Annotated in this window: 21 protein-coding genes, 1 other RNA gene and 1 riboswitch; of the genes, 11 read left to right on the forward strand and 11 right to left on the reverse strand. The window is 64.6% G+C overall.

What is annotated here, in order from left to right; all coding sequences use genetic code 11:
- Window positions 1–182: 182 nt before the first annotated feature.
- From cobU to B0G74_RS15325, 4 genes are read left to right on the forward strand one after another with little or no spacing between them, the layout of a single operon-like run.
- A complete protein-coding gene (gene cobU / locus B0G74_RS15310) occupies window positions 183–737 on the forward strand; it encodes a bifunctional adenosylcobinamide kinase/adenosylcobinamide-phosphate guanylyltransferase (RefSeq protein ID WP_132375702.1) in 555 nt (184 codons plus the stop codon).
- Window positions 737–1,672: an adenosylcobinamide-phosphate synthase CbiB gene (gene cbiB / locus B0G74_RS15315; RefSeq protein WP_132376957.1), complete on the forward strand. Its 936-nt coding sequence runs from the start codon at window positions 737–739 to the stop codon at window positions 1,670–1,672. Before cobU ends, cbiB begins: the two co-directional genes overlap by 1 nt.
- Window positions 1,665–2,726 (forward strand): threonine-phosphate decarboxylase CobD, encoded by a 1,062-nt coding sequence (cobD, locus tag B0G74_RS15320; protein WP_132375703.1) that lies wholly within the window; start codon window positions 1,665–1,667, stop codon window positions 2,724–2,726. Before cbiB ends, cobD begins: the two co-directional genes overlap by 8 nt.
- Window positions 2,727–2,784: 58 nt before the next feature.
- Window positions 2,785–3,696, forward strand: a complete 912-nt coding sequence (locus B0G74_RS15325; RefSeq protein WP_132375704.1) for a cobalamin-binding protein — start codon at window positions 2,785–2,787, stop codon at window positions 3,694–3,696.
- A gap of 27 nt (window positions 3,697–3,723) precedes the next feature.
- Here the strand turns inward: B0G74_RS15325 and cobC are convergent, their stop codons facing one another.
- The 6 genes from cobC to B0G74_RS15355 are packed head-to-tail and all read right to left on the reverse strand — an operon-like array spanning window position 3,724 to window position 10,007.
- Window positions 3,724–4,314, reverse strand: coding sequence for an alpha-ribazole phosphatase (gene cobC / locus B0G74_RS15330; RefSeq protein WP_132375706.1), 591 nt, complete (start codon window positions 4,312–4,314; stop codon window positions 3,724–3,726).
- Complete coding sequence (locus tag B0G74_RS15335; protein ID WP_132375708.1) at window positions 4,299–5,075, reverse strand: adenosylcobinamide-GDP ribazoletransferase; 777 nt, start codon at window positions 5,073–5,075, stop codon at window positions 4,299–4,301. Before B0G74_RS15335 ends, cobC begins: the two co-directional genes overlap by 16 nt.
- Before the next feature lie 42 nt (window positions 5,076–5,117).
- Window positions 5,118–6,179, reverse strand: a complete 1,062-nt coding sequence (cobT, locus tag B0G74_RS15340) for a nicotinate-nucleotide--dimethylbenzimidazole phosphoribosyltransferase (RefSeq protein ID WP_132375710.1) — start codon at window positions 6,177–6,179, stop codon at window positions 5,118–5,120.
- 37 nt (window positions 6,180–6,216) lie between these two features.
- Window positions 6,217–7,056 carry an ABC transporter ATP-binding protein gene (locus tag B0G74_RS15345; RefSeq protein ID WP_132375712.1) on the reverse strand — a complete coding sequence of 280 codons (840 nt, stop codon included), beginning with the start codon at window positions 7,054–7,056 and terminating at the stop codon, window positions 6,217–6,219.
- Complete coding sequence (locus tag B0G74_RS15350; RefSeq protein WP_132375714.1) at window positions 7,053–8,105, reverse strand: iron ABC transporter permease; 1,053 nt, start codon at window positions 8,103–8,105, stop codon at window positions 7,053–7,055. Before B0G74_RS15350 ends, B0G74_RS15345 begins: the two co-directional genes overlap by 4 nt.
- A gap of 39 nt (window positions 8,106–8,144) precedes the next feature.
- Window positions 8,145–10,007 (reverse strand): TonB-dependent receptor, encoded by a 1,863-nt coding sequence (locus tag B0G74_RS15355; RefSeq protein WP_132375716.1) that lies wholly within the window; start codon window positions 10,005–10,007, stop codon window positions 8,145–8,147.
- A gap of 90 nt (window positions 10,008–10,097) precedes the next feature.
- Window positions 10,098–10,355: riboswitch (cobalamin riboswitch) on the reverse strand.
- Window positions 10,356–10,562: 207 nt separating this feature from the next.
- Here B0G74_RS15355 and B0G74_RS15360 point away from each other — a divergent pair.
- From B0G74_RS15360 to B0G74_RS15380, 5 genes are all read left to right on the forward strand, one after another.
- Window positions 10,563–10,919: an ATPase gene (locus tag B0G74_RS15360; RefSeq protein ID WP_132375718.1), complete on the forward strand. Its 357-nt coding sequence runs from the start codon at window positions 10,563–10,565 to the stop codon at window positions 10,917–10,919.
- Window positions 10,916–11,230, forward strand: a complete 315-nt coding sequence (locus B0G74_RS15365; RefSeq protein ID WP_012432043.1) for a cell division protein ZapA — start codon at window positions 10,916–10,918, stop codon at window positions 11,228–11,230. The genes B0G74_RS15360 and B0G74_RS15365 overlap by 4 nt, the downstream gene beginning before the upstream one ends.
- Window positions 11,231–11,356: 126 nt before the next feature.
- A non-coding RNA gene (ssrS, locus tag B0G74_RS15370) (6S RNA) lies at window positions 11,357–11,538 on the forward strand.
- Window positions 11,539–11,645: 107 nt separating this feature from the next.
- Window positions 11,646–12,104 (forward strand): EVE domain-containing protein, encoded by a 459-nt coding sequence (locus B0G74_RS15375; RefSeq protein ID WP_132375720.1) that lies wholly within the window; start codon window positions 11,646–11,648, stop codon window positions 12,102–12,104.
- A 187-nt stretch (window positions 12,105–12,291) separates the two neighbouring features.
- Entirely contained in the window at window positions 12,292–13,023 is a 732-nt protein-coding gene (locus tag B0G74_RS15380) for an SIMPL domain-containing protein (RefSeq protein ID WP_132375722.1), read from the forward strand.
- A 108-nt stretch (window positions 13,024–13,131) separates the two neighbouring features.
- On the opposite strand, the gene lgt is transcribed toward B0G74_RS15380, so the two are convergent.
- A complete protein-coding gene (gene lgt / locus B0G74_RS15385) occupies window positions 13,132–14,037 on the reverse strand; it encodes a prolipoprotein diacylglyceryl transferase (RefSeq protein WP_132375724.1) in 906 nt (301 codons plus the stop codon).
- A 119-nt stretch (window positions 14,038–14,156) separates the two neighbouring features.
- On the reverse strand, window positions 14,157–15,143 hold the full coding sequence (locus tag B0G74_RS15390) for a LysR family transcriptional regulator (protein ID WP_132375726.1): 987 nt from the start codon (window positions 15,141–15,143) through the stop codon (window positions 14,157–14,159).
- A 173-nt stretch (window positions 15,144–15,316) separates the two neighbouring features.
- Between B0G74_RS15390 and ilvD the strand changes: the two genes are divergently transcribed.
- Both ilvD and B0G74_RS15400 read left to right on the forward strand, forming a co-directional pair.
- Window positions 15,317–16,990: a dihydroxy-acid dehydratase gene (ilvD, locus tag B0G74_RS15395; protein WP_132375728.1), complete on the forward strand. Its 1,674-nt coding sequence runs from the start codon at window positions 15,317–15,319 to the stop codon at window positions 16,988–16,990.
- Window positions 16,991–17,161: 171 nt separating this feature from the next.
- Window positions 17,162–17,500 (forward strand): c-type cytochrome, encoded by a 339-nt coding sequence (locus B0G74_RS15400; protein WP_132375729.1) that lies wholly within the window; start codon window positions 17,162–17,164, stop codon window positions 17,498–17,500.
- 150 nt (window positions 17,501–17,650) lie between these two features.
- Here B0G74_RS15400 and B0G74_RS15410 read toward each other — a convergent pair whose 3' ends face one another.
- The 3 genes from B0G74_RS15410 to B0G74_RS15420 all read right to left on the reverse strand — a co-directional run bounded on the left by B0G74_RS15410 (window position 17,651) and on the right by B0G74_RS15420 (window position 20,467).
- Window positions 17,651–18,373 (reverse strand): DUF2486 family protein, encoded by a 723-nt coding sequence (locus tag B0G74_RS15410; protein WP_132375731.1) that lies wholly within the window; start codon window positions 18,371–18,373, stop codon window positions 17,651–17,653.
- Window positions 18,374–18,465: 92 nt separating this feature from the next.
- The gene (locus tag B0G74_RS15415) at window positions 18,466–18,882 is read right to left on the reverse strand and encodes a DNA polymerase III subunit chi (protein ID WP_132375733.1); all 417 of its coding nucleotides are present in this window, start codon (window positions 18,880–18,882) and stop codon (window positions 18,466–18,468) included.
- A gap of 58 nt (window positions 18,883–18,940) precedes the next feature.
- Window positions 18,941–20,467 (reverse strand): leucyl aminopeptidase, encoded by a 1,527-nt coding sequence (locus B0G74_RS15420; protein ID WP_132375735.1) that lies wholly within the window; start codon window positions 20,465–20,467, stop codon window positions 18,941–18,943.
- Between the last annotated feature and the right edge of the window lie 60 nt (window positions 20,468–20,527).

Raw genomic sequence — 20,527 nt, forward strand, 5'->3', positions numbered from 1 at the left:
AATTCAGGCAATGGATCGGGCAGTCAGGCAGTCCGTGCCGGTCAGTCGGCCACGCAAAAATCGGACAACCGTTGCGGCAAGCAGCAACGCATCCTACATGCAGCAGCGCAGCGCGTGGACCGCGTCGAACGCGGCATTATCCCATCGCGCCGGCCCGCGCTGCACGCCGGTACAATCACGCGATGACTCCCCGCGACCTCACCTTCGTTCTCGGCGGCGCCCGCTCAGGCAAGAGCGTGCATGCCGAACAGCTTGCCAGCGACAGCGCCCTGCCCGTTACCTACATCGCCACCGCGCGCGTAACGGACGACGCCGAATTCCGCGCGCGCATTGCCCACCATCGCGAGCGGCGTCCGGCGCATTGGCGGTTGTTCGAAGCGGGCGTCGATCTCGCCGGCGCCGTGACGCAAAGCGACGCGCCCGGCCACTGCATCCTGATCGATTGCCTGACGCTGTGGCTCGCCAATCTGCTCTGCCCGCCCGAAGGCGAAGGCTTGCCGCTCGATCAATATCACGCGCAGGTCGCCGCGTTCGAAGCGGCGCTCGCCAATGCCAAAGGCAAGCTCATCGTGGTCAGCAACGAAATCGGCCTCGGCGTGGTGCCGCTCGGCGCGGCCACGCGTCTTTACGTCGATGAACTCGGCCGGCTCAACCAGCGCATCGCCGCGTTGAGCACCAAGGCCACGATGATGGTCGCCGGTCTGCCGCTCGCGCTGAAAACCGCGAGCCCCGCGTGATGCTCTCGCTCCCGCTTCTCGTGACGCTGGCCACCGCGGGCGTCGCCGTCGACCGCTGGTTCGGCGAGCCGCGCGCGGCGCATCCGCTGGTGGGCTTCGGCAAATGGGCGACGCGTCTCGAAACGCGCTACAACACCGGCCGGCGTTTAAGGCTCAAAGGTCTGCTGGCGTGGTCGCTGGCGGTGATGCCGCCAGTTCTGATCGCATGGTGTCTCATCGCCGTGCTGCCGTTTTTTGCGGCCTGCGTGGTGCATGTGCTGTTGCTGTGGTTCGCGCTCGGCGCGCGCAGTCTGCACGATCACATCGCGCCGATCGCTCAGGCGTTGGCGCGGCGCGATCTCCCACAAGCGCGTTTGCTGACCGCGCGCATCGTCTCACGCGAAACCGCGGATGCCGACGAAGGCGCGTTGTCGCGCGCCGCCGTCGAATCGGCGCTCGAAAACGGCAACGACGCGATCTTCGGCGCGCTGTTCTGGTTCGCCATTGCAGGCGGTCCGGGCGCGCTCGCGTTTCGTCTCGCCAACACGCTCGACGCGATGTGGGGTTATCGCACGCCGCGCTATTTGCGCTACGGTTGGGCGGCCGCGCGCATCGACGATGTGCTCAACTGGATTCCCGCGCGTCTGACCGCCGCCAGCTATGCGCTGCTCGGCGACACGCGCACCGCGTGGCGCTGCTGGCGCGAGCAGGCGCCGCGCTGGGACAGCCCGAACGCCGGACCGGTGATGGCCGCCGGCGCAGGCAGTCTGAACGTGTTGATCGGTGGCCCGGCGGTGTATCACGGCGCGCTCGAACACCGGCCGACGCTCGGCTTCGGGCATTCCGCCAAAGCCAGCCACGTGACCGCCGCGTTGGCTCTGGTCGAGCGCACGGTCATTCTGTGGCTCGCGGTGCTGATCGTGCTGGCGCTGTTGAGCGTGCCTTTTCATGGTTGAGCGAATGACCAGTCGCGCGAACGAAACGGGTGCCGCAATCGACGCGGTCGTGCACGGTGGCAATCTGCACGAAGCGGCCAGCCGCTATGGCATTCCATACGAGCAATGGCTCGACCTGTCGACGGGCATCAATCCGCACGGCTATCCGGTCCCGCCGATTCCCGCCGATGCCTGGCGCCGCCTGCCCGACGACGGCGACGATTTCGCCGCCTGCGCCGCGCGCTACTACGGCGCGCCCGATGCGGCGCATGTGCTGCCCGTCGCAGGCAGCCAGGCGGCGATTCGCGCGCTGCCCGCGCTGCTGCCGCGCGCGTGCGTCGGCATCGCGCCGCTTACGTATGGCGAATACGCGCCTGCGTTCAAACGCAGCGGCCATGAAGTGATGCCGCTCGATGTCGGCTGGGAAACATTGCCCGAAGCGCTCATGCATGTAGTCGTCGTGAATCCGAACAATCCGACCGCCGCGCATCTGAGCGCCGCAAGGTTGTTGCACTGGCATGAGCAGTTGAGCGCGCGCGGCGGCACGCTGCTGGTCGATGAAGCCTTCGCCGATACGATGCCGTCGGCGTCGCTGGCCGCGAGCACGCATCGCGAAGGCTTGATCGTGTTGCGCTCGCCGGGGAAATTCTTCGGCCTCGCCGGCGTCCGCGCGGGATTCGTACTCGGCATGCCTGCTTTGCTCCAAAGTTTGCGCGTCACGCTCGGCGCGTGGACGGTCAGTGGTCCGGCCCGCCACGCCGTCAAAGCCGCCTTCGCCGATGAAGCCTGGCAACGGGATATGCGCACTCGGCTCGATGCCGAAAGCGCGCGACTGGTTGACCTGCTGCATGCACAGGGCTTCGTCACACGCGGCACACCACTCTTCGCGTGGACCGACGACGCGCACGCCGCCGCTTTGCATGAAGCCCTCGCACGACGCGGCGTATGGACGCGTCTGTTCACTTCGTCGGGCAGCGTCCGATTCGGCTTACCTGCGAGCGAAACCGAATGGACACGCTTTGAAGAGAGCTTGTGCGAAGCCGTACGAGAGATCGATGCAACGCGAGCGTGCTGATTCAAAGAATACGAAGCCCTCGCCCCCACAATAACTACGCGCCCCGCGGCCTCCCCCGATGAACCGACTCGCCCGCTTCACCTTCGCCGCCGCGCTCTTCGTCAACGCACTGGACGCGCATGCCGCGATCTCCGTCATCGACGATACCGGCGCAACCGTCACCCTGCCCGCTCCCGCGCAACGCGTCATCAGCCTCGCGCCGCACGTCACCGAGTTGCTGTATGCCGCGGGCGGCGGCGCGAAAGTGGTCGGCGCCGTGTCGTACAGCGACTATCCGCCCGAGGCGAAACAGTTGCCGCGCGTCGGCGATAACAAGGCGCTCGATCTTGAGCGCATCGTCGCGCTCAAGCCCGATCTGATCGTGGTGTGGCGGCATGGCAATGCGCAGCGTCAGCTCGATCGACTGCGCGAGATGCACATTCCGCTGTTCTTCAGCGAGCCGCATCATCTCGACGACGTGGCCGTGTCGTTGACGAAGCTTGGACAACTATTAGGCACGTCGGCGGCGGCGGATGCGGCGGCGGCCACCTACCGTCTGGAGATCGCGAAACTGCGCAACCAGTATGCGAGCCGTCCGCCCGTCAGCGTGTTCTATCAGGTGTGGGACCAACCGTTGATGACGCTCAACGGCGAGCACATGGTCAGCGACGTGATTGCGCTGTGCGGCGGCCGCAACGTGTTCGCCAAACTTGAACCGCTGGTGCCGACCGTCTCGACCGAAGCAGTGCTCGCGGCGAATCCGGAAGCGATCGTCACGGCGGCACCGGGCGCGACCAAACCGGACACCACCTTGCCGCAACTCGGCACATGGCGCGCATGGCCGAGCCTGACAGCGGTGGCAAACAACAATCTGTTCGCTATCGACGGTGATCTGATCAACCGCCCGGCGCCGCGCATCGCGCAGGGCGCGAAGCAAATGTGCGAAGACCTCGAAGTGGCGCGCTCACGCAGAAAGCCTGGCGCGCAGTAACGCGCGGGTGATCAGCCGCGCCCCGCCTCACGCATTCCAGCGCACCAACGACCACTGCTGCGTTGCATCGTTTCTGCGCAACCAGACGATCCCGCTCATATCGAGCGACCATCGCAGACAGCGTTCCAGCGGCACGTCCAGCACGATCGACGCGATCGCCCGCATTACGCCCGCGTGCGTGACCACATAGGCCGGCGACAACTCGCGCGTGAGCGCGAATGCGTCGAGCCATGCACGTACCCGCGCGACGAACTGCGCGACGCTCTCGCCACCATGCGCGCGCGCGTGTTCGAAGTTGGCCGCCCAGTCGTCGAGCAATTCGCGATCGATGGCGTCCCAGCGTTGCGCTTCCCAAGCGCCGAAGTTCATTTCCATCAGACGATCGTCGTGACTGATCACGGAGCCGAAGTCGTTCGCCAACTCGGCGGCGAGCGCCGAGCAGCGCTTCAACGGACTCGACATCAGCACGCGTGGCGCGGGCACCTGCAAAGTCGCGAGCTTCAGGGCGAGCGCGGTGGACGACACCTCGGCATCTTCGGCGAGCGCCACGTCGCTATGGCCGTAACACACGCCCGCATCGAGCGCGACCGCGGGATGACGAATCAGGACGATATCCATGCGAGCCCCACCAGGTAGATGCTCAATTCAAAAACTTGCTGCGCGAAGCCGAGGCAGTCGCCGGTATAACCGCCAATGCGTCTGACGAAATAACGGCCCATTGCCACGCGAAGTACGAGCAGAACCACGACCACCGAGCCCGCGAAGCGCCAGTCCGGCGCAGCGAGCCCGTTCGGCCACAGCAGCCACGGCAAGCCGAATATCGCGGCGCACATGAACGCACCGGCGCTCAGGCGCTGCGCCACCGGTTTGGCCTTGCCTTCGGCACGCACGTAATCGAGCGTAGCCAGGTAGCTGATCGCACAGCTACGGCTCGCCGCGTGCGCGGCAATCATCAGACTTGCGGCACGCATCGGCGGCAATGCAACGAGCGTCTGCCACTTCAATGCAAGCGCGATGACGAGCGCGATAGCGCCGAAAGCGCCGATGCGCGAGTCATGCATGATTCGCAATACATCTTCGCGCGTATAGGCGCCACCGAACGCATCGGCGCAATCAGCCAGACCGTCCTCGTGGAACGCGCCGGTCACGAGCAGCGACGCGGCCATCGACAGCAGCACCGCCACGCCCGCGGGAAATACGCGCAGCGCGGCGAGATACACCACCGCGCTCAATCCGCCGATCAATACACCGACGAGCGGAAAATAACGCGCCGCCGCGTTCAGATAATGCGGCTCATAGCCGACCCAGCGCGGCACGGGCACGCGCGTGAAATAGCCGAGCGCCGTGAAGAAATAGCGCAGTTCCGCGAGCGGATTCATGTGTGTGCCGGTCGAGCGTTTCTGTCTGAAGGATCGAGCGGATCACGCATCGCGATTCGCGACGCCGGCCGATTCGAAGCTCGCCATCTCGTTGATGAACGCCGCTGCCGCGCGCAACAGCGGCACCGCGAGCGCCGCGCCCGTGCCTTCGCCAAGACGCATGTCGAGCGACAGCAACGGCAGCGCGCCGAAATGATCGAGCATGCGCCGATGCCCCGCTTCGTTCGACGCATGCGCGAACACGCAGTACTCGCGAATGCTCGGCGCGAACGCGTCGGCGATCAACAAGGCCGAGGTCGCGATGAAGCCATCGACCAGAATCGTCATACGTGCCTCGGCGGCCGCGAGATAGGCGCCCGCCATCATCGCGATCTCGAAGCCGCCGAAGGTGGCAAGCACGTCGAGCGGATCGGTGGACACGGGGTGACGCGCGAGCGTCGAGGCCAGCACGTTGCGCTTCCTCGCGAGCCCCGCGTTGTCGAGACCCGTGCCGCGCCCGACGCATTCGTCGATCGGCACGCCGCACAACCGGCTCATCAGACACGCGGCCGCCGAGGTGTTCGCAATCCCCATCTCGCCGAAGCCGATCACATTGGTGCCGAGCGCCGCGTGATGCCGCACGCGCGCCGTGCCCGCCTGCATCGCAGCGAGTGCCTGGTCGCGGCTCATGGCCGGTTCGCGCGCGAAATTGCGCGTGCCGGCCGCGACGGGAATGTCGACGAGACCCGCCGTCGACGGCAACGGCGTCGCAATGCCCGCGTTGACGACTTCGAGCTCGATGCCCGAGACGCGGCTCAACGCATTGATCGCCGCGCCGCCCGCGAGGAAGTTGGCGACCATCTGCGCGGTCACCGCCTGCGGATAAGGGCTCACGCCCTCTTCGGCGACACCGTGGTCGCCGGCGAAGACGATCATCGCCGGGCGCGTCACGGTGGGACGCGTCGTGCGCTGAATCAGGCCCATCTGACACGCGAGCGTTTCGAGCCGGCCGAGACTGCCGGGCGGCTTCGTCTTGGTATCGATGATGTGCTGCAGCTCGTCACGCAGCGTTTGATCGAGCGGTTCGACTTCGGGCAATCCGGGCAAGCGTGGCAAAGAAGTCATGAGCGTGTGTCTGAAAGAGAATGTGGGAATGAAGCGATCAGCTTGCCGGCGTGTCATGTCCGGCAGGCGATTCGTGACGCGCGCGCGGCGCGGGAATCAGCGCCTCGTGTTCGCCGTCGCGAATCAGAATCAACGGATAGCCGAATGCGCGGCTCGCCAATGTGGGCGTCAACACGTCGTGCACCGGTCCGGCATACGCGCCGCCCGCGCCGTCGAGCAGCAGCGCATGCGTGGCGAAGCGGCGCGCGAGGTTCAGGTCGTGACATGAAAACATCACTGTACGCCGAGGCTCGCGCGTCCACGTGGCCAACGCCTCGAGGCAGTCGATCTGATGATGCAGATCGAGATGCGACAACGGCTCGTCGAGCAGCAGCAACGGCGCTTCCTGGCATAGCACCGCCGCCAGCGCCACGCGTTGCCGCTCGCCGCCGGAGAGTGACAGCACATCACGCGCGGCGAACGCGGCGAGGCCCAACAAGTCCAACGCCGCGTGCGCCGCTTCGCGATCAGCTTCGCGCTCCCAGCCCCAGCCGGTGAGATGCGGGAAGCGGTTGAGCATCACGATATCGAGCACGCTCGCGCTGAATGCGTCGGGCGCGTTTTGCGGCATCAGCGCGCGGCGTTGCGCGAGCGGCAGCGGCGGCCAGTCGGCGAGGCGCACGCCGTCGAGTTCGACATGTCCCGCCGACGGTTGCAACAAGCCCGCGAGCGTGGAGAGCAAGGTTGTCTTGCCCGCGCCGTTCGGGCCGGCGACGCACCAGATCTCGCCTGCGTAGAAGGTATGCGTGAAGGCGTCGAGCAAAGTCCGCGCGCCCACACGCAAGGTCAAACGTTGCGCGCTGAGGACGGATTCGGAAATGGAGTGAGCTTGCATCATCGGCGCCCGTGCAGGAGCATCCACAGAAACACCGGCACGCCGATCACCGACGTGATCACGCCGACCGGCAACTGCGCCGGCGCGATCACGGTACGCGCGATCAGGTCCGCGCCCATCACCGCGACGCCGCCGCCGAGCGCCGCGGCCGGCAGCAGCATGCGCTGATCGTTGCCGAACGCGAGCCGCAGCATGTGCGGCACGACCAGTCCGACAAAGCCGATGGTGCCCGCCGTCGTCACCGCCGCGGCCGCCGCCAGCGAAGCCACCAGATACACCCGCAAACGCAACGGCATCACCGCGACGCCCAACGCCTGCGCGGCGGCGTCGCCACGCAGCAGCACGTTCAGACGCGGCGCGACAGGCACGATCGCAACCAGCACGATAGCGAGGGCGGCGAGCGCCGTCCAGGGCATCGTGCCGCCGTTGAGGTCGCCGGTCAGCCAGAACAGCATGCCGCGCAAGCGATTGTCGGGTGCGAGGTTGAGCAGCAAGGTAATGAGCGCGCCCCAGCCGGCCGCGATCACCGCGCCAGTCAACAACAAGCGCGGCGACGTGTCCTGCGGCTCGCTGCGCCACAACTCGCGGCGCGCGAGGCCGAGCACCAGCAGGATCGACACGAATGCGCCGGTGAACGCGCTCGCGTCGACGATCCACCATGCGCAACCGGCGATCATCGCGATCAGCGCAAAGGTCGCCGCGCCGCCCGATACGCCCAACACGTAGGGCTCGGCGAGTGGATTGCGCAACAGCACTTGCAGCAACGCGCCGGCCAGCGCGAGCAACGCGCCGCAGGCGAAACCGGCCACTGCGCGCGGCAAGCGCAGCGTGCGGACGATCTCGGCGGCTAAGTCAGAAGAACCGACAGACGACGCATGCGACGGCATCAGCGCCGCTAGCACGCGCATCGGCGCAAGCGACACGCTGCCCAACGCAAGCGACGCCATCAACACCGCCACAGCGATCACGGCGAGCGCAAGCCAGATCGCGGCCGCGCGCTTCGCGCTCATCACGCGCAGTGTCGCGGGCATCGAACTCGCGTGTCGGCTCATGTGTCGGCTCATCCGCACGACCTTAGCGAAGCGACTCGCTCACTGCTGCTGCCAACCAACCGTGAGATACGCACCGCGCCGCGGCGAGTTATACGAGTAGGCCGTTTCATAGTCCTTGTCCAACAGATTCTGGATTTGCGCGGCCACGTACCATGCTTTCGTGATGTTGTAGCGCGCCGACAGATTCACCACGCCATAGCCGCCCAGCTTGCCGCTGCTGTCATTGCTCGGGCCGCTCACGATCCACTCGCCGCCGACGCGCCACGCGGCGATGCTGCGGTTCACCGTCAGCGCCCCGAAGCGCCGCGCACGCCGCACGAGGTCGGCATCGTTGTCGAGGTCGACGGGATTTTGCAGCGTCACCGACGCGCGCACATCCGTCTTGCCGACATGGCCGCTCCACGATCCTTCGAGCCCCTGCACCTTTGCATGGCCGACGTTCTGTGCCAGATAGATACCGGGCGTCACCTGCTCGTAGCTAATCAGATTCGCGTAGCGCGTCTGGAATGCGGTCAGGCGCATCACGCCGAGCGCATTCGATGCGTACTGCAGCGCGGCTTCGATCGAATGGCTGCGCTCCGGCTGGATCGACGGATTGCCGCTGAACGGATAGTACAGATCGTCGAAGCTGGGCGCGCGAAACGAATCCGAATAGCTTGCGGTCACCTTCCAATGGCCGGTGATGTCGAAGCCATAGCCGAGATAGTAACTGTTCGCTCCGCCGAAATCGGAATACTGGTCGCGCCGCACGTTGGCCTGAATCTGATTGCGCCCGAAGCGCCCCGTATAGCCGACGAAACCCGAATCCACATGCCGGTCGGGCGCCGCGAACGTATCCGAATCGAGGCTCTGATCGAGATGCTCATAGCCGACCTGCAACTTCTGCTGCGCGGCCAGCGCGAAATCGTTCTGCCATGTGTACTGGCGATTGTCGGTATCGAAGCGGCCGTTGTACACGCCGTTGGTATTCGACACGCTGCGGTCGTCACCTTCGGCGACGATGAAGTGCGTCGTCCACCAGTCGGTCAGCCTGCCGTTCGCGAACACCGAGAGCTGGCGCACTTTGCTGTACAGGTTGTTCAGATCGGTCGGCACGCCGTACGCATTGTCGTAGCTGTTGTTGCCGTTCGACTGGAAGTAGCTGGCGCCGGCATCCCATTTGTCGTTGAACTTGTGACGCAGCGAAGCCGAGATGCTCTCGTTCAGATAGCCGTTCGCATTCGGATTGGCGTTGGGCGCCTCGCGTGGATTGAGCGACGAGAAGCCGTCGTCTTTCGACCGCGCGAGCGAGATGCTGAAGGTCGTGTTGCCGTCTTTATCCAATGCGCCGTTCACGCCGGCCTGCTGCGTCTGCGTGTGATAGCTGCCGTAGCCCAGCGAAAAATTGAAACGCGGCGGGTGGTCACCGCCCTCTTTCGTGAATACCTGCACCACGCCGCCAATCGCGCCCGAGCCGTACAACGCCGACACGTTGCCGTTCACCACCTCGACGTGATCGATCTGGTCGAGCGGAATCTGCGCGAGTTGCGGCGCACCCAGGCTCACCGAATCGACCCGCACGCCGTCGATCAGCAGCAGCGATTGCGTCGACGACGCGCCGCGCAAATAGAGGCTGGTGGTCGAACCAGGGCCACCTGTACGCGCGATTTGCGCGCCGGGAGCGAGTTGCAGGAGGCCGGGCAAATCGGTCGCGGTGGTGTCGGCGATATCCTGCTGATCGAACAGCGACGTCTGCGGGATCGCATCGGCGAGTGCTTGCGGCCCGCGCTCCGCGGTCACCACCACGGGCGACAGCACCGCCGAGGACGAAGAAGAAGATGAAGGCGCAGCTTCTTGCGCAGGCACGACGATCGGCAGGCCCGCGAAGGCGAGCAACGCCGCGCGGGCGAAGGGGGACAGCATGGGATGAAAGTCCTGTGGATAGCGTGCGCGGCCCGCTTCCCCGCAGGCCGATGCGTAACGAGGCGCCCGCGTATTTAACATTTTCGCGCGTGACGTGCCTCTCCCTCTGGCCGGTATCCGGGCTGGCGACACATCGATTCCGCCTTCCCACGCGTGACGCGCAGTGGCACACTCGCGAGTTGAACTTCCAACACGCGATCAGAATCGACTTGCATGACGAATGCGGTCGCTTACCGTTGCGGGGGCAGCGCAGGTTGGCGCGTTCACGTGAACGGCGCGCCCTGCTTCCCGTTTAACTGCGTGCGCCGTTGAAAAGCGCACGCGGGCACCAGAGTGCGGCAAGTTTAGGAGCGGCCTCGGGGTCCGTCAACAATGCCGGGACCGTGGGCCATCTGTTCTGTTAAGTGCAGGCTATTGTCCGACGCGTGAGTACTTTTTCATCATATGGTCGATAAAAGCCTGCACAAAGCGATGTTGTTACGTCTCGAAACGAGACAATTGTCGGAACCTGCGACATTCCGCGCTAAAATGCGATGTCTTTAGAGGACGCAGCACATGCTCACCGAACTCGAAACACTTTCACAGAATATCGGCAAGCTGATTGCGATCAGCCAACGCCACAATGAAGCGCGACTCGCGCTCGAAGAGCAGCTCGCCCACTCGCGCGCCGAAGTCGAAGCCACGCGCACGGAACTTGCAATGCTGCGCGAGGAACGTAACACGCTGCAGGCGGAACGCGACGCGCTATCGGCGAAGATCGACGACGCACAGGTACGCCTGAATGCGATTCTCGAGAAGCTGCCGCGTGCCCGCGCGAACAGCGAGCCGGACAACCAGCTCGATCTGCTCGAGCCGGCTCAGCACGAAGTCGAAGCTGAGAGCGACGTGACCCGCCACGGAGAAAATGCATGACCACCAAGCAGATCGAAGTATCGATTCTCGGCGTGCCCTATCGCCTTGCCTGCTCGCCGGAAACGGAAGCGGCGCTGCTCGAAGCGGTCGCACGCGTCGACGCCGAAATGTCGAAGATCCGCAATAACAGCAACGTGCGCGGCACGGATCGCATTGCTGTCATGGCTGCGCTGTCGCTGGCATCGGAACTGCTTAGACTGCAATCGAGCGTGAGGCACGGAGAAGCATTTCCCGCTGAAGAAATCCGGCGTACAATGCATCAAATGAACGAACAGCTGGGTACTGTGATTGAGCAGTACAGCATGCAGTAAGGGTCGTGTGTTATCGTGCTGCCGGTCCTGAGATCGGCAGCGGATTCAAACGGAGTGCGTGAGCACAAGGCGTGCAAGATTCAGCAAACGTTTGAGTTCAATCGGTAGTTCAGCTTCATCGATTTAGCTTCCCTGCCTGGTTCGCCAAGGTCATATATTCCTTGAACCAATGCCATGTGCACGGTTGCGGAAATTTGTAGCACGGGTGTGCGCGTCACTCTGTCTGATGTACCCGAAGTGTTGCTAACTGCGACCAATTCTGAACCCCCGGTTCAGGATGCCGGCCTAGCGGCTAAGGCGGGGACCTTATTTAGAACGGCATCGGACTTCGGTTCGGTGCCGTTTTTCTTTGGGCGCTGTTTTTTGTACGCCGGTTTCTTCCGCATCTTCAACCCCTTAACGTTCAATTCGATTCATGCGCTACTGGCTAATGAAGTCCGAACCGGACGAAGCAAGCATCGATCATCTCGCCAACGCACCGCATCGCACGTTGCCGTGGACCGGCGTGCGCAACTATCAGGCGCGCAACTTCATGCGCGACATGATGCAGGTTGGCGACGGTGTGCTGTTCTATCACTCGAGCTGTCCCGAGCCCGGCATCGCGGGAATCGCCGAGGTATCGTCCACCGCGTATCCGGACCCCACGCAGTTCGATAAGAAGAGTCCCTACTACGACGCGAAGTCGTCGCAGGAAACGCCGCGCTGGGTGCTCGTCGATGTGGTGTTCAAGAAGAAGATCCCGTTGATTCCGCTCGCCGCGCTGCGCGAGCATGACGAACTCAAGGACATGCGCGTGCTCGCCAAAGGCAACCGCCTGTCGATCACGCCGGTGACCGAAGCCGAATGGCGCTTCATCACCAAGCGGCTCGCTTGAGCTTGCATGCCTGATGGATGCGCAACGCGTATTCATGCACACGCAAACGTTAAAGCAACGTCAAAACGGGGAACCAAGCTCAGGTTACAAGCGCCTAACGGACTCAAAAACGGGACCCGCAAACGCCGTGCCATTGCGCGGCGCTTGCCCCGATCATGCACAACCTGTTCAAGCAAGGAGTCCAACAATGACGAAAAACACCGCACGTGCACTCGCTTTCGCTCTCGTCTGCGCCGCGCCTGCCGCGCTCGCACTGACGCCGGCAGGCGCACGCGCGCAAGGCGTCATGCAGTATCAGCCGGCCGGCGTGCTGTCGCTGAACGCGCAGGCCAGCGCGGAAGTGCCGCAAGACGTCGTCGATATCACGCTGTTCTACGAGCAGGAAGCGAGCGATCCGTCGGCGCTCACGGCAACGCTGAACCAGCGCGCCGATTCGGCGCTGCAAAAGGCCAAGGGTGTGAACGGCGTAACGGCACGCACGGGTTCGTTCTCGATCTATCCGTCCACCGACCGTGACGGGCGCATTTCCGCATGGCGCGGCCGCACGGAGATCGTGCTCGAATCGCACGACTTCGCCGCGGTGTCGAAACTCGCGGGTCAAATGGCATCGATCATGCAGGTCGGCAACGTGCAGTTCTCGCTCTCGCCTGAAGCGCAGCGCGCGGCCGAGCAGAAGCTCACCGGCGAAGCGATCAAGTCGTTCCGCGAGCAGGCCGCTTCATCCGCGCAGGCGTTCGGCTACAGCGGTTATTCGATTCGCGAGGTCAACGTCGGCCACAACGGCGTGATGCCGCGTCCGATGATGATGATGAGCGCACGCGCCATGGGCGCCGACGCGAAGGCTTCGGCGCCGGTGCCGATCGAAGGCGGCACGTCGACGGTCACTGTGAATGTGTCGGGCTCGGTGCAGATGAAGTAACGCGTTTTTTTACTGCTCGCAGCGGTGCTTTGACGCAGCAAGAGAAAAAGCCACGGCATGCCGTGGCTTTTTCTCATTGGCTACGATAAAACGTAGCGGTCAGTCAGATCAACTCGCACTGACCGCCTGCGCCGGTTCACGGCGCGCGCGGCGATAAGACCACACCAGCATGGCGATACCGGCGAGGATCATCGGCAGCGACAGCCATTGGCCCATGGAAAGCCCCATGGCCAGCAGACCGAGGAAATCGTCCGGCTCACGCGCGAATTCGACCGTGAAGCGCGCGAGGCCGTAGCCGATCAGAAACACGGCGGAAATCGCGCCCATCGGCTTCGGTTTGCGCGAGAAGAAGAACAGCACGAAGAACAGCGCGACGCCTTCCAGCGCGATTTCATACAGCTCCGACGGATGGCGCGGCAGCATGTGATATTGCGCGAACACTTCGTTCAGATGCCATTGCGCGGCCAATTGCGGATGCGCGGTGAGCCACGCGGCGTCGTCGGGCGCGGCGCCCGGGAACAGCATGGCCCACGGCGCCGACGGATCGGTCACGCGGCCCCACAACTCGCCATTGATGAAGTTGCCGAGGCGCCCTGCCGCGAGGCCGGTGGGCACCATCGGCGCGACGAAGTCGGTGACTTGCAGCCACGAGCGTTTGCGCTGGTACGCGAACAGCACCATGGCAAACGTCACGCCGAGAAAGCCGCCGTGAAACGACATGCCGCCTTCCCACACCTTGAAGATGTCGAGCGGATGCGCGAAATAAAAGCTCGCCTTGTAGAACAGCACGTAGCCGAGCCGGCCGCCGAGAATCGTGCCCAGCACGCCGTAAAACAGCATGTCGTCGATATCTTTGGCGGTCCAGCCTTGCGCGGCGACGTACGGCAAACGCAGCCGCAGCCGGCCGACGACGATCGCCGCGATGAACGCGACGAGGTACATCAGTCCATACCAGCGCACTGCGAGCGGCCCCAGATGAATGGCAACGGGGTCGAAATTGGGGTGAATGAGCATCGTGTTGTTATGGGCAGTTCAGGTTCAGAAGCAGGTTTTATCTGGGTGGGCGGCGCTGCCCGCACCTTGCGGTGCATGCATTGGACGGTCCGGCCGGCAATGCGTTCGCGAGGACGCGTCTAATTGCGCGGCGCGGCGGATGGCTGCGCCTCGACGGTCGACGCATGCGCCCGCACGATGTCGATGAAGCCCGCCAGCACCGGGCTCACCTCCGCGGTCCGCCACACGAGGCCCGTCTCGATCGCGGGCACCGACTCGGAAAGCGGCCGGTAGACGACGCCGGTGCGGCGCAGATTACGCAACGATTGCGGCACCAGTGCGACACCCATGCCGGCCGACACGAGGCTTACGATCGTTTGCATCTGGATCGCTTCCTGGCCGACCCGGGGCGCGAGGCCCGCCACGCCGTAGCAATCCATAATGATGTCATAAAAGCCTGGCGCCAGACGTCTTGGGAAGACCACGAGCGGTGCGTCGGCGACGTCGCGCAGGCTGATCGGTGTGTCCAGCCATTCGGCGCGCGGGTCGGCATCGTCGCCGCTGACGCTCGCCACGCGCGCCGCCATGTCCGTCGACATGGCGATCACCAGCGGCTCGCGCGCGATCGGCAGCCACGAGAGCTGGGTGGCGTGGCGGGGCGGCAGCGGCGCGATCACGAGACCCGCGTCGATGCGCCCGGCCACCAGTTCGTCCACCTGCACGTCGCTGGTGGCTTCGGTCAATTCCAGCCGCACACGCGGATGGCGCGCGCCGAAATCGCGCAGCAACAGCGGTAGCAGGCCGTAGTCCGCGGTGGAAACGAAAGCCAGCGACAACACGCCCGCCTCGCCGCGCGCGAGGCTCTGCGCGAGCGGCCGCAGGCCCTCGGCGCTCGCCAGCAGACGCTGCACCTCGGGCAACAGATCGGCGCCCACCGACGTGAGTTCGACCGAACGCTTGGTGCGCGCGAACAATTCGACGCCGAGCGTCTCTTCGAGCGCCCGGATGGCTTGCGACAACGGCGGCTGCGTCATGGACAGACGCACGGCCGCGCGTCCGAAATGCTTTTCTTCGGCGACGGTAGCGAAATAGCGCAACTGGCGCAGATCGGGAATGGCAGGCAGCATGACTGATACATTTTACGACCTAATGAAGCCCGAATAATACATTGGACACGCGCATCGCAAAACTGCATCCTTGCGCGACGCGTCGGACTACACTGGACGGATGCCGCCGGCAGCCCACGCCGGCGAGGCAAGAACCCGCAGCGCGGATCAAAACAAAACAGACTGGAGTTCCCATGGCATACAACCGTCGTTCGAAGAACATCACGCAAGGCGTGGCGCGTTCGCCGAATCGCTCGATGTACTACGCGCTCGGCTACGAAAAGGCCGACTTCGACAAACCGATGATCGGCATCGCCAACGGCCACTCGACCATCACGCCGTGTAACGCCGGCCTGCAGCGTCTCGCCGACGCCGCCGTCGCCGCGATCAAGGGCTCCGACGCGAATCCGCAGATCTTCGGCACGCCGACGATCTCGGACGGCATGTCGATGGGCACCGAAGGCATGAAGTACTCGCTGGTGTCGCGCGAAGTCATCTCCGACTGCATCGAGACCTGCGTGCAAGGGCAGTGGATGGACGGCGTGGTCGTGATCGGCGGCTGCGACAAGAACATGCCGGGCGGCATGATCGGCATGCTGCGCACCAACGTGCCGAGCATCTACGTGTACGGCGGCACGATCCGTCCGGGTAACTGGAAAGGCACCGACCTGACCATCGTGTCGTCGTTCGAAGCCGTCGGCGAATTCACGGCGGGGCGGATGTCGCAGGAAGATTTCGAAGGGATCGAACAGAACGCGTGCCCGTCCACGGGTTCGTGCGGCGGCATGTACACCGCCAACACCATGAGCTCGTCGTTCGAGGCACTCGGCATGTCGCTGATGTATTCGTCGACGATGGCCAATCCGGACCAGGAAAAGGTCGACTCGGCGGCTGAGTCGGCGCGTGTGCTGGTCGAAGCGGTCAGGAAGGATCTGAAGCCGCGCGACATCGTCACGAAGAAGTCGATCGAAAACGCCGTGGCCGTGATCATGGCCACCGGCGGCTCGACCAACGCCGTGCTGCACTTCCTCGCGATCGCGCACGCGGCTGAAGTGGAATGGAGCATCGAGGACTTCGAGCGCATGCGCAAGAAGGTGCCGGTGATCTGCAACCTGAAGCCCTCGGGCCAGTTCGTGGCGACCGATCTGCACAAGGCCGGCGGCATCCCCCAGGTCATGAAGATCCTGCTCGACGCGGGCCTGCTGCACGGCGATTGCATCACGATCACCGGCAAGACCATCGCGGAAGAGCTGAAGGACGTGCCGGGAAAGCCGCGCGCCGATCAGCAGGTGATTTTCCCGATCGACAAGGCGCTCTACAAGGAAGGCCACCTCGCGATCCTGAAAGGCAATCTGGCCGTCGATGGCGCGGTCGCCAAGATCACCGGCCTGAAGAACCCGGTCATCACCGGCCCGGCCCGCGTGTTCGACGACGAGCAAAGCGCGCTGGAAGCGATTCTGGCCGACAAGATCGTGGCCGGCGACGTCGTCGTGCTGCGCTACCTCGGCCCGAAAGGCGGCCCCGGCATGCCGGAGATGCTCGCGCCGACCTCGGCGATCATCGGCAAGGGCCTCGGCGAGAGCGTCGGCCTGATCACCGACGGGCGCTTCTCGGGCGGCACGTGGGGCATGGTGGTCGGCCACGTCGCGCCGGAAGCCTTCGTGGGGGGCACGATCGCGTTCGTGCAGGAAGGCGACTCGATCACCATCGACGCGCACAAGCTGCTGTTGCAACTGAACATCGACGACGCCGAGCTGGAGCGCCGCCGCGCCGCATGGCAACAGCCGAAGCCGCGTTACACGCGCGGCGTGATGGCAAAGTACTTCGCACTGGCGCAGCCGGCCAACAAGGGCGCGATAACGGGCTAAGCGACGGCGACGGCTGGCCGGTGAACGTCCGTGATCCGGAGGCGCGACGACAGCCGTGCAAGCACGCGTAAGACTACGTAAAAGCGAAAGGGGTGCACGGAAAACCGTGCGCCCCTTTCCTTTTATAATGCTGGCACCACGAGTCGGGCACTTGCACCGACGGAGACCAGAATGAGATCAAAGTCGCACACAGCGCTTGCAGCCGCCGTCGCGCTGGGCGCCGCGTTGAGTGCCGGCAGTCCGGCGGCGAATGCCGAGGCCGCTGGCCTCGCGCTCGCCCAGCAGCAGAACTGCATGAGTTGCCACTCGGTCACGCGTTCCTTCATGGGACCGGCGCTGCATGATGTCGCGGCGAAATATGCCGGTCGTGAAGACGCCGCCACTTATCTGCAGCACAAGATTCTGGACGGCAGCACGGGTGTGTGGGGTCCGGTGCCGATGCCTGCGAACACGCAGCTCACGCCTGACCAAGCGGCTACGCTGGCAAGTTGGGTGTTGACGCTCAAATGATAGCGAGCACCTCGCGAAAGGCGCCGCGCGCCGGCTACGCTCCCAGCGCACTCAGCCCCCGGTAGATGGTCGAATCACGGCGCCAGGGCTTAAGCTGAACGGCACGCAGCAGGTGCGCCACTCAGCGCGCCCGCGCCTCACCTCACACGATCACGCGCTGCCCGAGGCGCGCCGCGCGATCTCTTCCAGCACCGCTTCCCGCACCCAGCTTGTCATCTCATTCTCTAGCGTCAGCGCCACTTCGCGCGTGATCTGGTCGATGAGCCAGCCCGTGTGCGCCTGCAAGGTCTCGCGGCAGCGTTCCTCGATCACGCTGCGCCCGTCGCCCGCCAGGAAACCGGCGACGCGTCTGCGCAGACGTTCGGCGATGACGTCGACATCCAGATCCAGATCCAGTGGCGGCTCGACGGCGCCATCGCGCGCGATATCCGGCGGTACGGTCGAGCCCGCCTCGAGCGGCGTGATCGGCTCCGCCCGATCGAATACGCCCGCCGACGGCGCGTGCGCGTCGTCATGCGCATGCCGCGGCTCTGCGACGTGGTGCGCCCGGGAGCGCTTTTTCGAATGATGATGATGGTCGGCCGGATGCGCCGGCTGCGGCGCGTGTACGGCATCTTGCGGCGTACGCGGCTGCGGTGCGAGAGTCGGTTCCTGTGCCCGCAACGGCTCCGCCGCGAGCACCGGCTCGGGCGACCTCACCTGCTCGGGCGTCAGCACCGGCTGCGGCGCAAGGACGGGCTCTGCCTTGAAGCTGGGTTCGCGCGGGCCATCGAGTTCGGCCGCATCGCTCGAAGCATGCCGCGCCGGCACAGAATGACCCTGCACGAGAACCTCGTGCAGAACCGGGATGGAATCGTCATTGGGATCGGACACGTGCGCTCTCCGTGTTTGAGTCGAAGCTGAAGCAGCCCGCGTGCACGCCGGATGCCTGAGATCAGACACAGGCGACGCGGACCGAATAGGACCTAGCTGCCTTGCTTGTAGTTGTTCAAAGCATAGCCGCGATCGCGATAGAAGCGATAGCGTTCGCGGCCCGCGGCGAGTTCCTCGTGTGCGTTACCGACCACTTCCAGCAACCTCTCGAAGCGCGCGAATTGCGCCGGCACCGCGGCGCCCAGATTGAGCAGCACCTGATGATGCGGCACATCGTCGAGGCTGGAAGCCAGCACGATCGGCGTTTGCGCGGCGAGCGGCGTGCCCGCCATGCAGTGCGGCACGAAGTCGAGCGGCGAGAAGGTCCACAACTGTTCGTCGAAGGCCTTCAGGCGCGCCGGCTCGGCCAGCACGATGGTCGGCTGGCCCGCCTGATACGCCTTGCGGATCAGGCGGCACGCATACAGCAGCGAATCGCCGACGTTCGAGTGAAAGTCGATTCTCGTCATCGGCGGCTCCGCTTTGCGTCTGCGATTGCAGCCGCGCCTGCGTCTTTACTGCATTGCGTCATTGTGCGGCGCGACCGTCCGCGGCCCTGTCGATGAGGAACTGTGCGAGCAACGGCACCGGACGGCCGGTGGCGCCCTTCGCCGCACCGCTCTTCCATGCCGTACCCGCGATGTCCAAGTGCGCCCACGGATAGGCGTCGGTGAAGCGCGACAGGAAGCACGCCGCCGTCACGCTGCCCGCCGGACGGCCGCCGATGTTGGCCATATCCGCGAAGTTCGACTTGAGCTGGTCCTGATACTCGTCGTCGAGCGGCAGACGCCAGGCCGGGTCGGACGCTTCACGCGATGCGTCGAGCAGCTCGCCCGCCAGCGCGTCGTCTTTCGAGAACAGGCCGCTGTTGTGGTGGCCCAGCGCGATGATGCAAGCGCCCGTGAGCGTGGCGATGTCGATCACCGCAGCGGGCTTGAAGCGCTCGGCGTAGGTCAGTGCGTCGCACAGGATCAGGCGGCCTTCCGCGTCCGTGTTGAGCACTTCGATCGTCAGGCCCTTCATGCTGGTGACGATGTCGCCCGGCTTGGTGGCCGTGGCCGACGGCATGTTCTCGACCGCCGGAATGATGCCGACCACATTGATTTTCAAGCCCATTTCGGCGACGGCGCGCAACGTGCCCAGCACCGAACCGGCGCCGCACATGTCGTACTTCATCTCGTCCATGCCTTCGCCCGGCTTCAGCGAAATGCCGCCCGTGTCGAAGGTCACGCCCTTGCCGACCAGCACCACCGGCGCGGCTTTCGCGGCACCGCCCTGGTACTGCAGCACGATGAACTGCGCCGGTTCGACCGAGCCAGCCGTGACCGACAGGAACGAGCCCATCTTGAGCGCTTCGCACTGCTTTTCGCCCAGCACTTCGACCTTCAGCTTCCAGTCTTTGGCGAGCTTCTTGGCGGTGTTGGCGAGGTAGGTGGGCGTGCAGACATTGCTCGGCAGATTGCCGAGGTCGCGCGTCAGGTCCATGCCGTTGGCGAGCGCGGCGCCCTGCTTCGCGGCCAGCTTGGCGGTCTTCTCGTCGCCCGTGTTGACGCTGAAGACGATGCGCTTCAAGGCGCGCGCCGAATTGTCCGGCTTGCTCTTCATCTGCGTGAACTTGTAGGTCAGTTCGCGCAGCGCGAGGATTGCGGCGCGCACGCCCCAATCGGCCGTTCGTTCGAGGATCGGCAGCTGCGCCAGCGTGAAGGTGACCTGGACGATCTTGGTGGAGAGCAGCGCGCGCCAGGCGGCCCGCACGGCTTCGCCGTAGGCTTTCTGGTTGAAAGCGTCCTGCTTGCCGAGGCCGACCAGCAGCACGCGGGAGGCGCCGATGCCCGACACTTCGTGCAGGAACAGCGTGGTGCCGGCCTTGCCGTCCATGTCGCCGGCCTTGATGATGCGGTTCAGCAGGCCGCGGGTGGCCTCGTCGATCTCGAGAGCCGCGCCCGACAGGGTTTGCGACTCGAACACGCCGATTACGATGCAATCGGATTTCCCAGTCAGGAAACCGTTTGACGAGCCTTTGGTCCAATCACAGGCTTTTATGCTAAAGTCCATCGCGCTTGTCCTCGGATAAAATCTGGGCTTAGGATGAAAGCCGCAATTATCCGCTATTTT

The organism is Paraburkholderia sp. BL9I2N2 (genome assembly GCF_004339745.1).
In the GTDB taxonomy this organism is placed as follows: Bacteria; Pseudomonadota; Gammaproteobacteria; order Burkholderiales; family Burkholderiaceae; genus Paraburkholderia.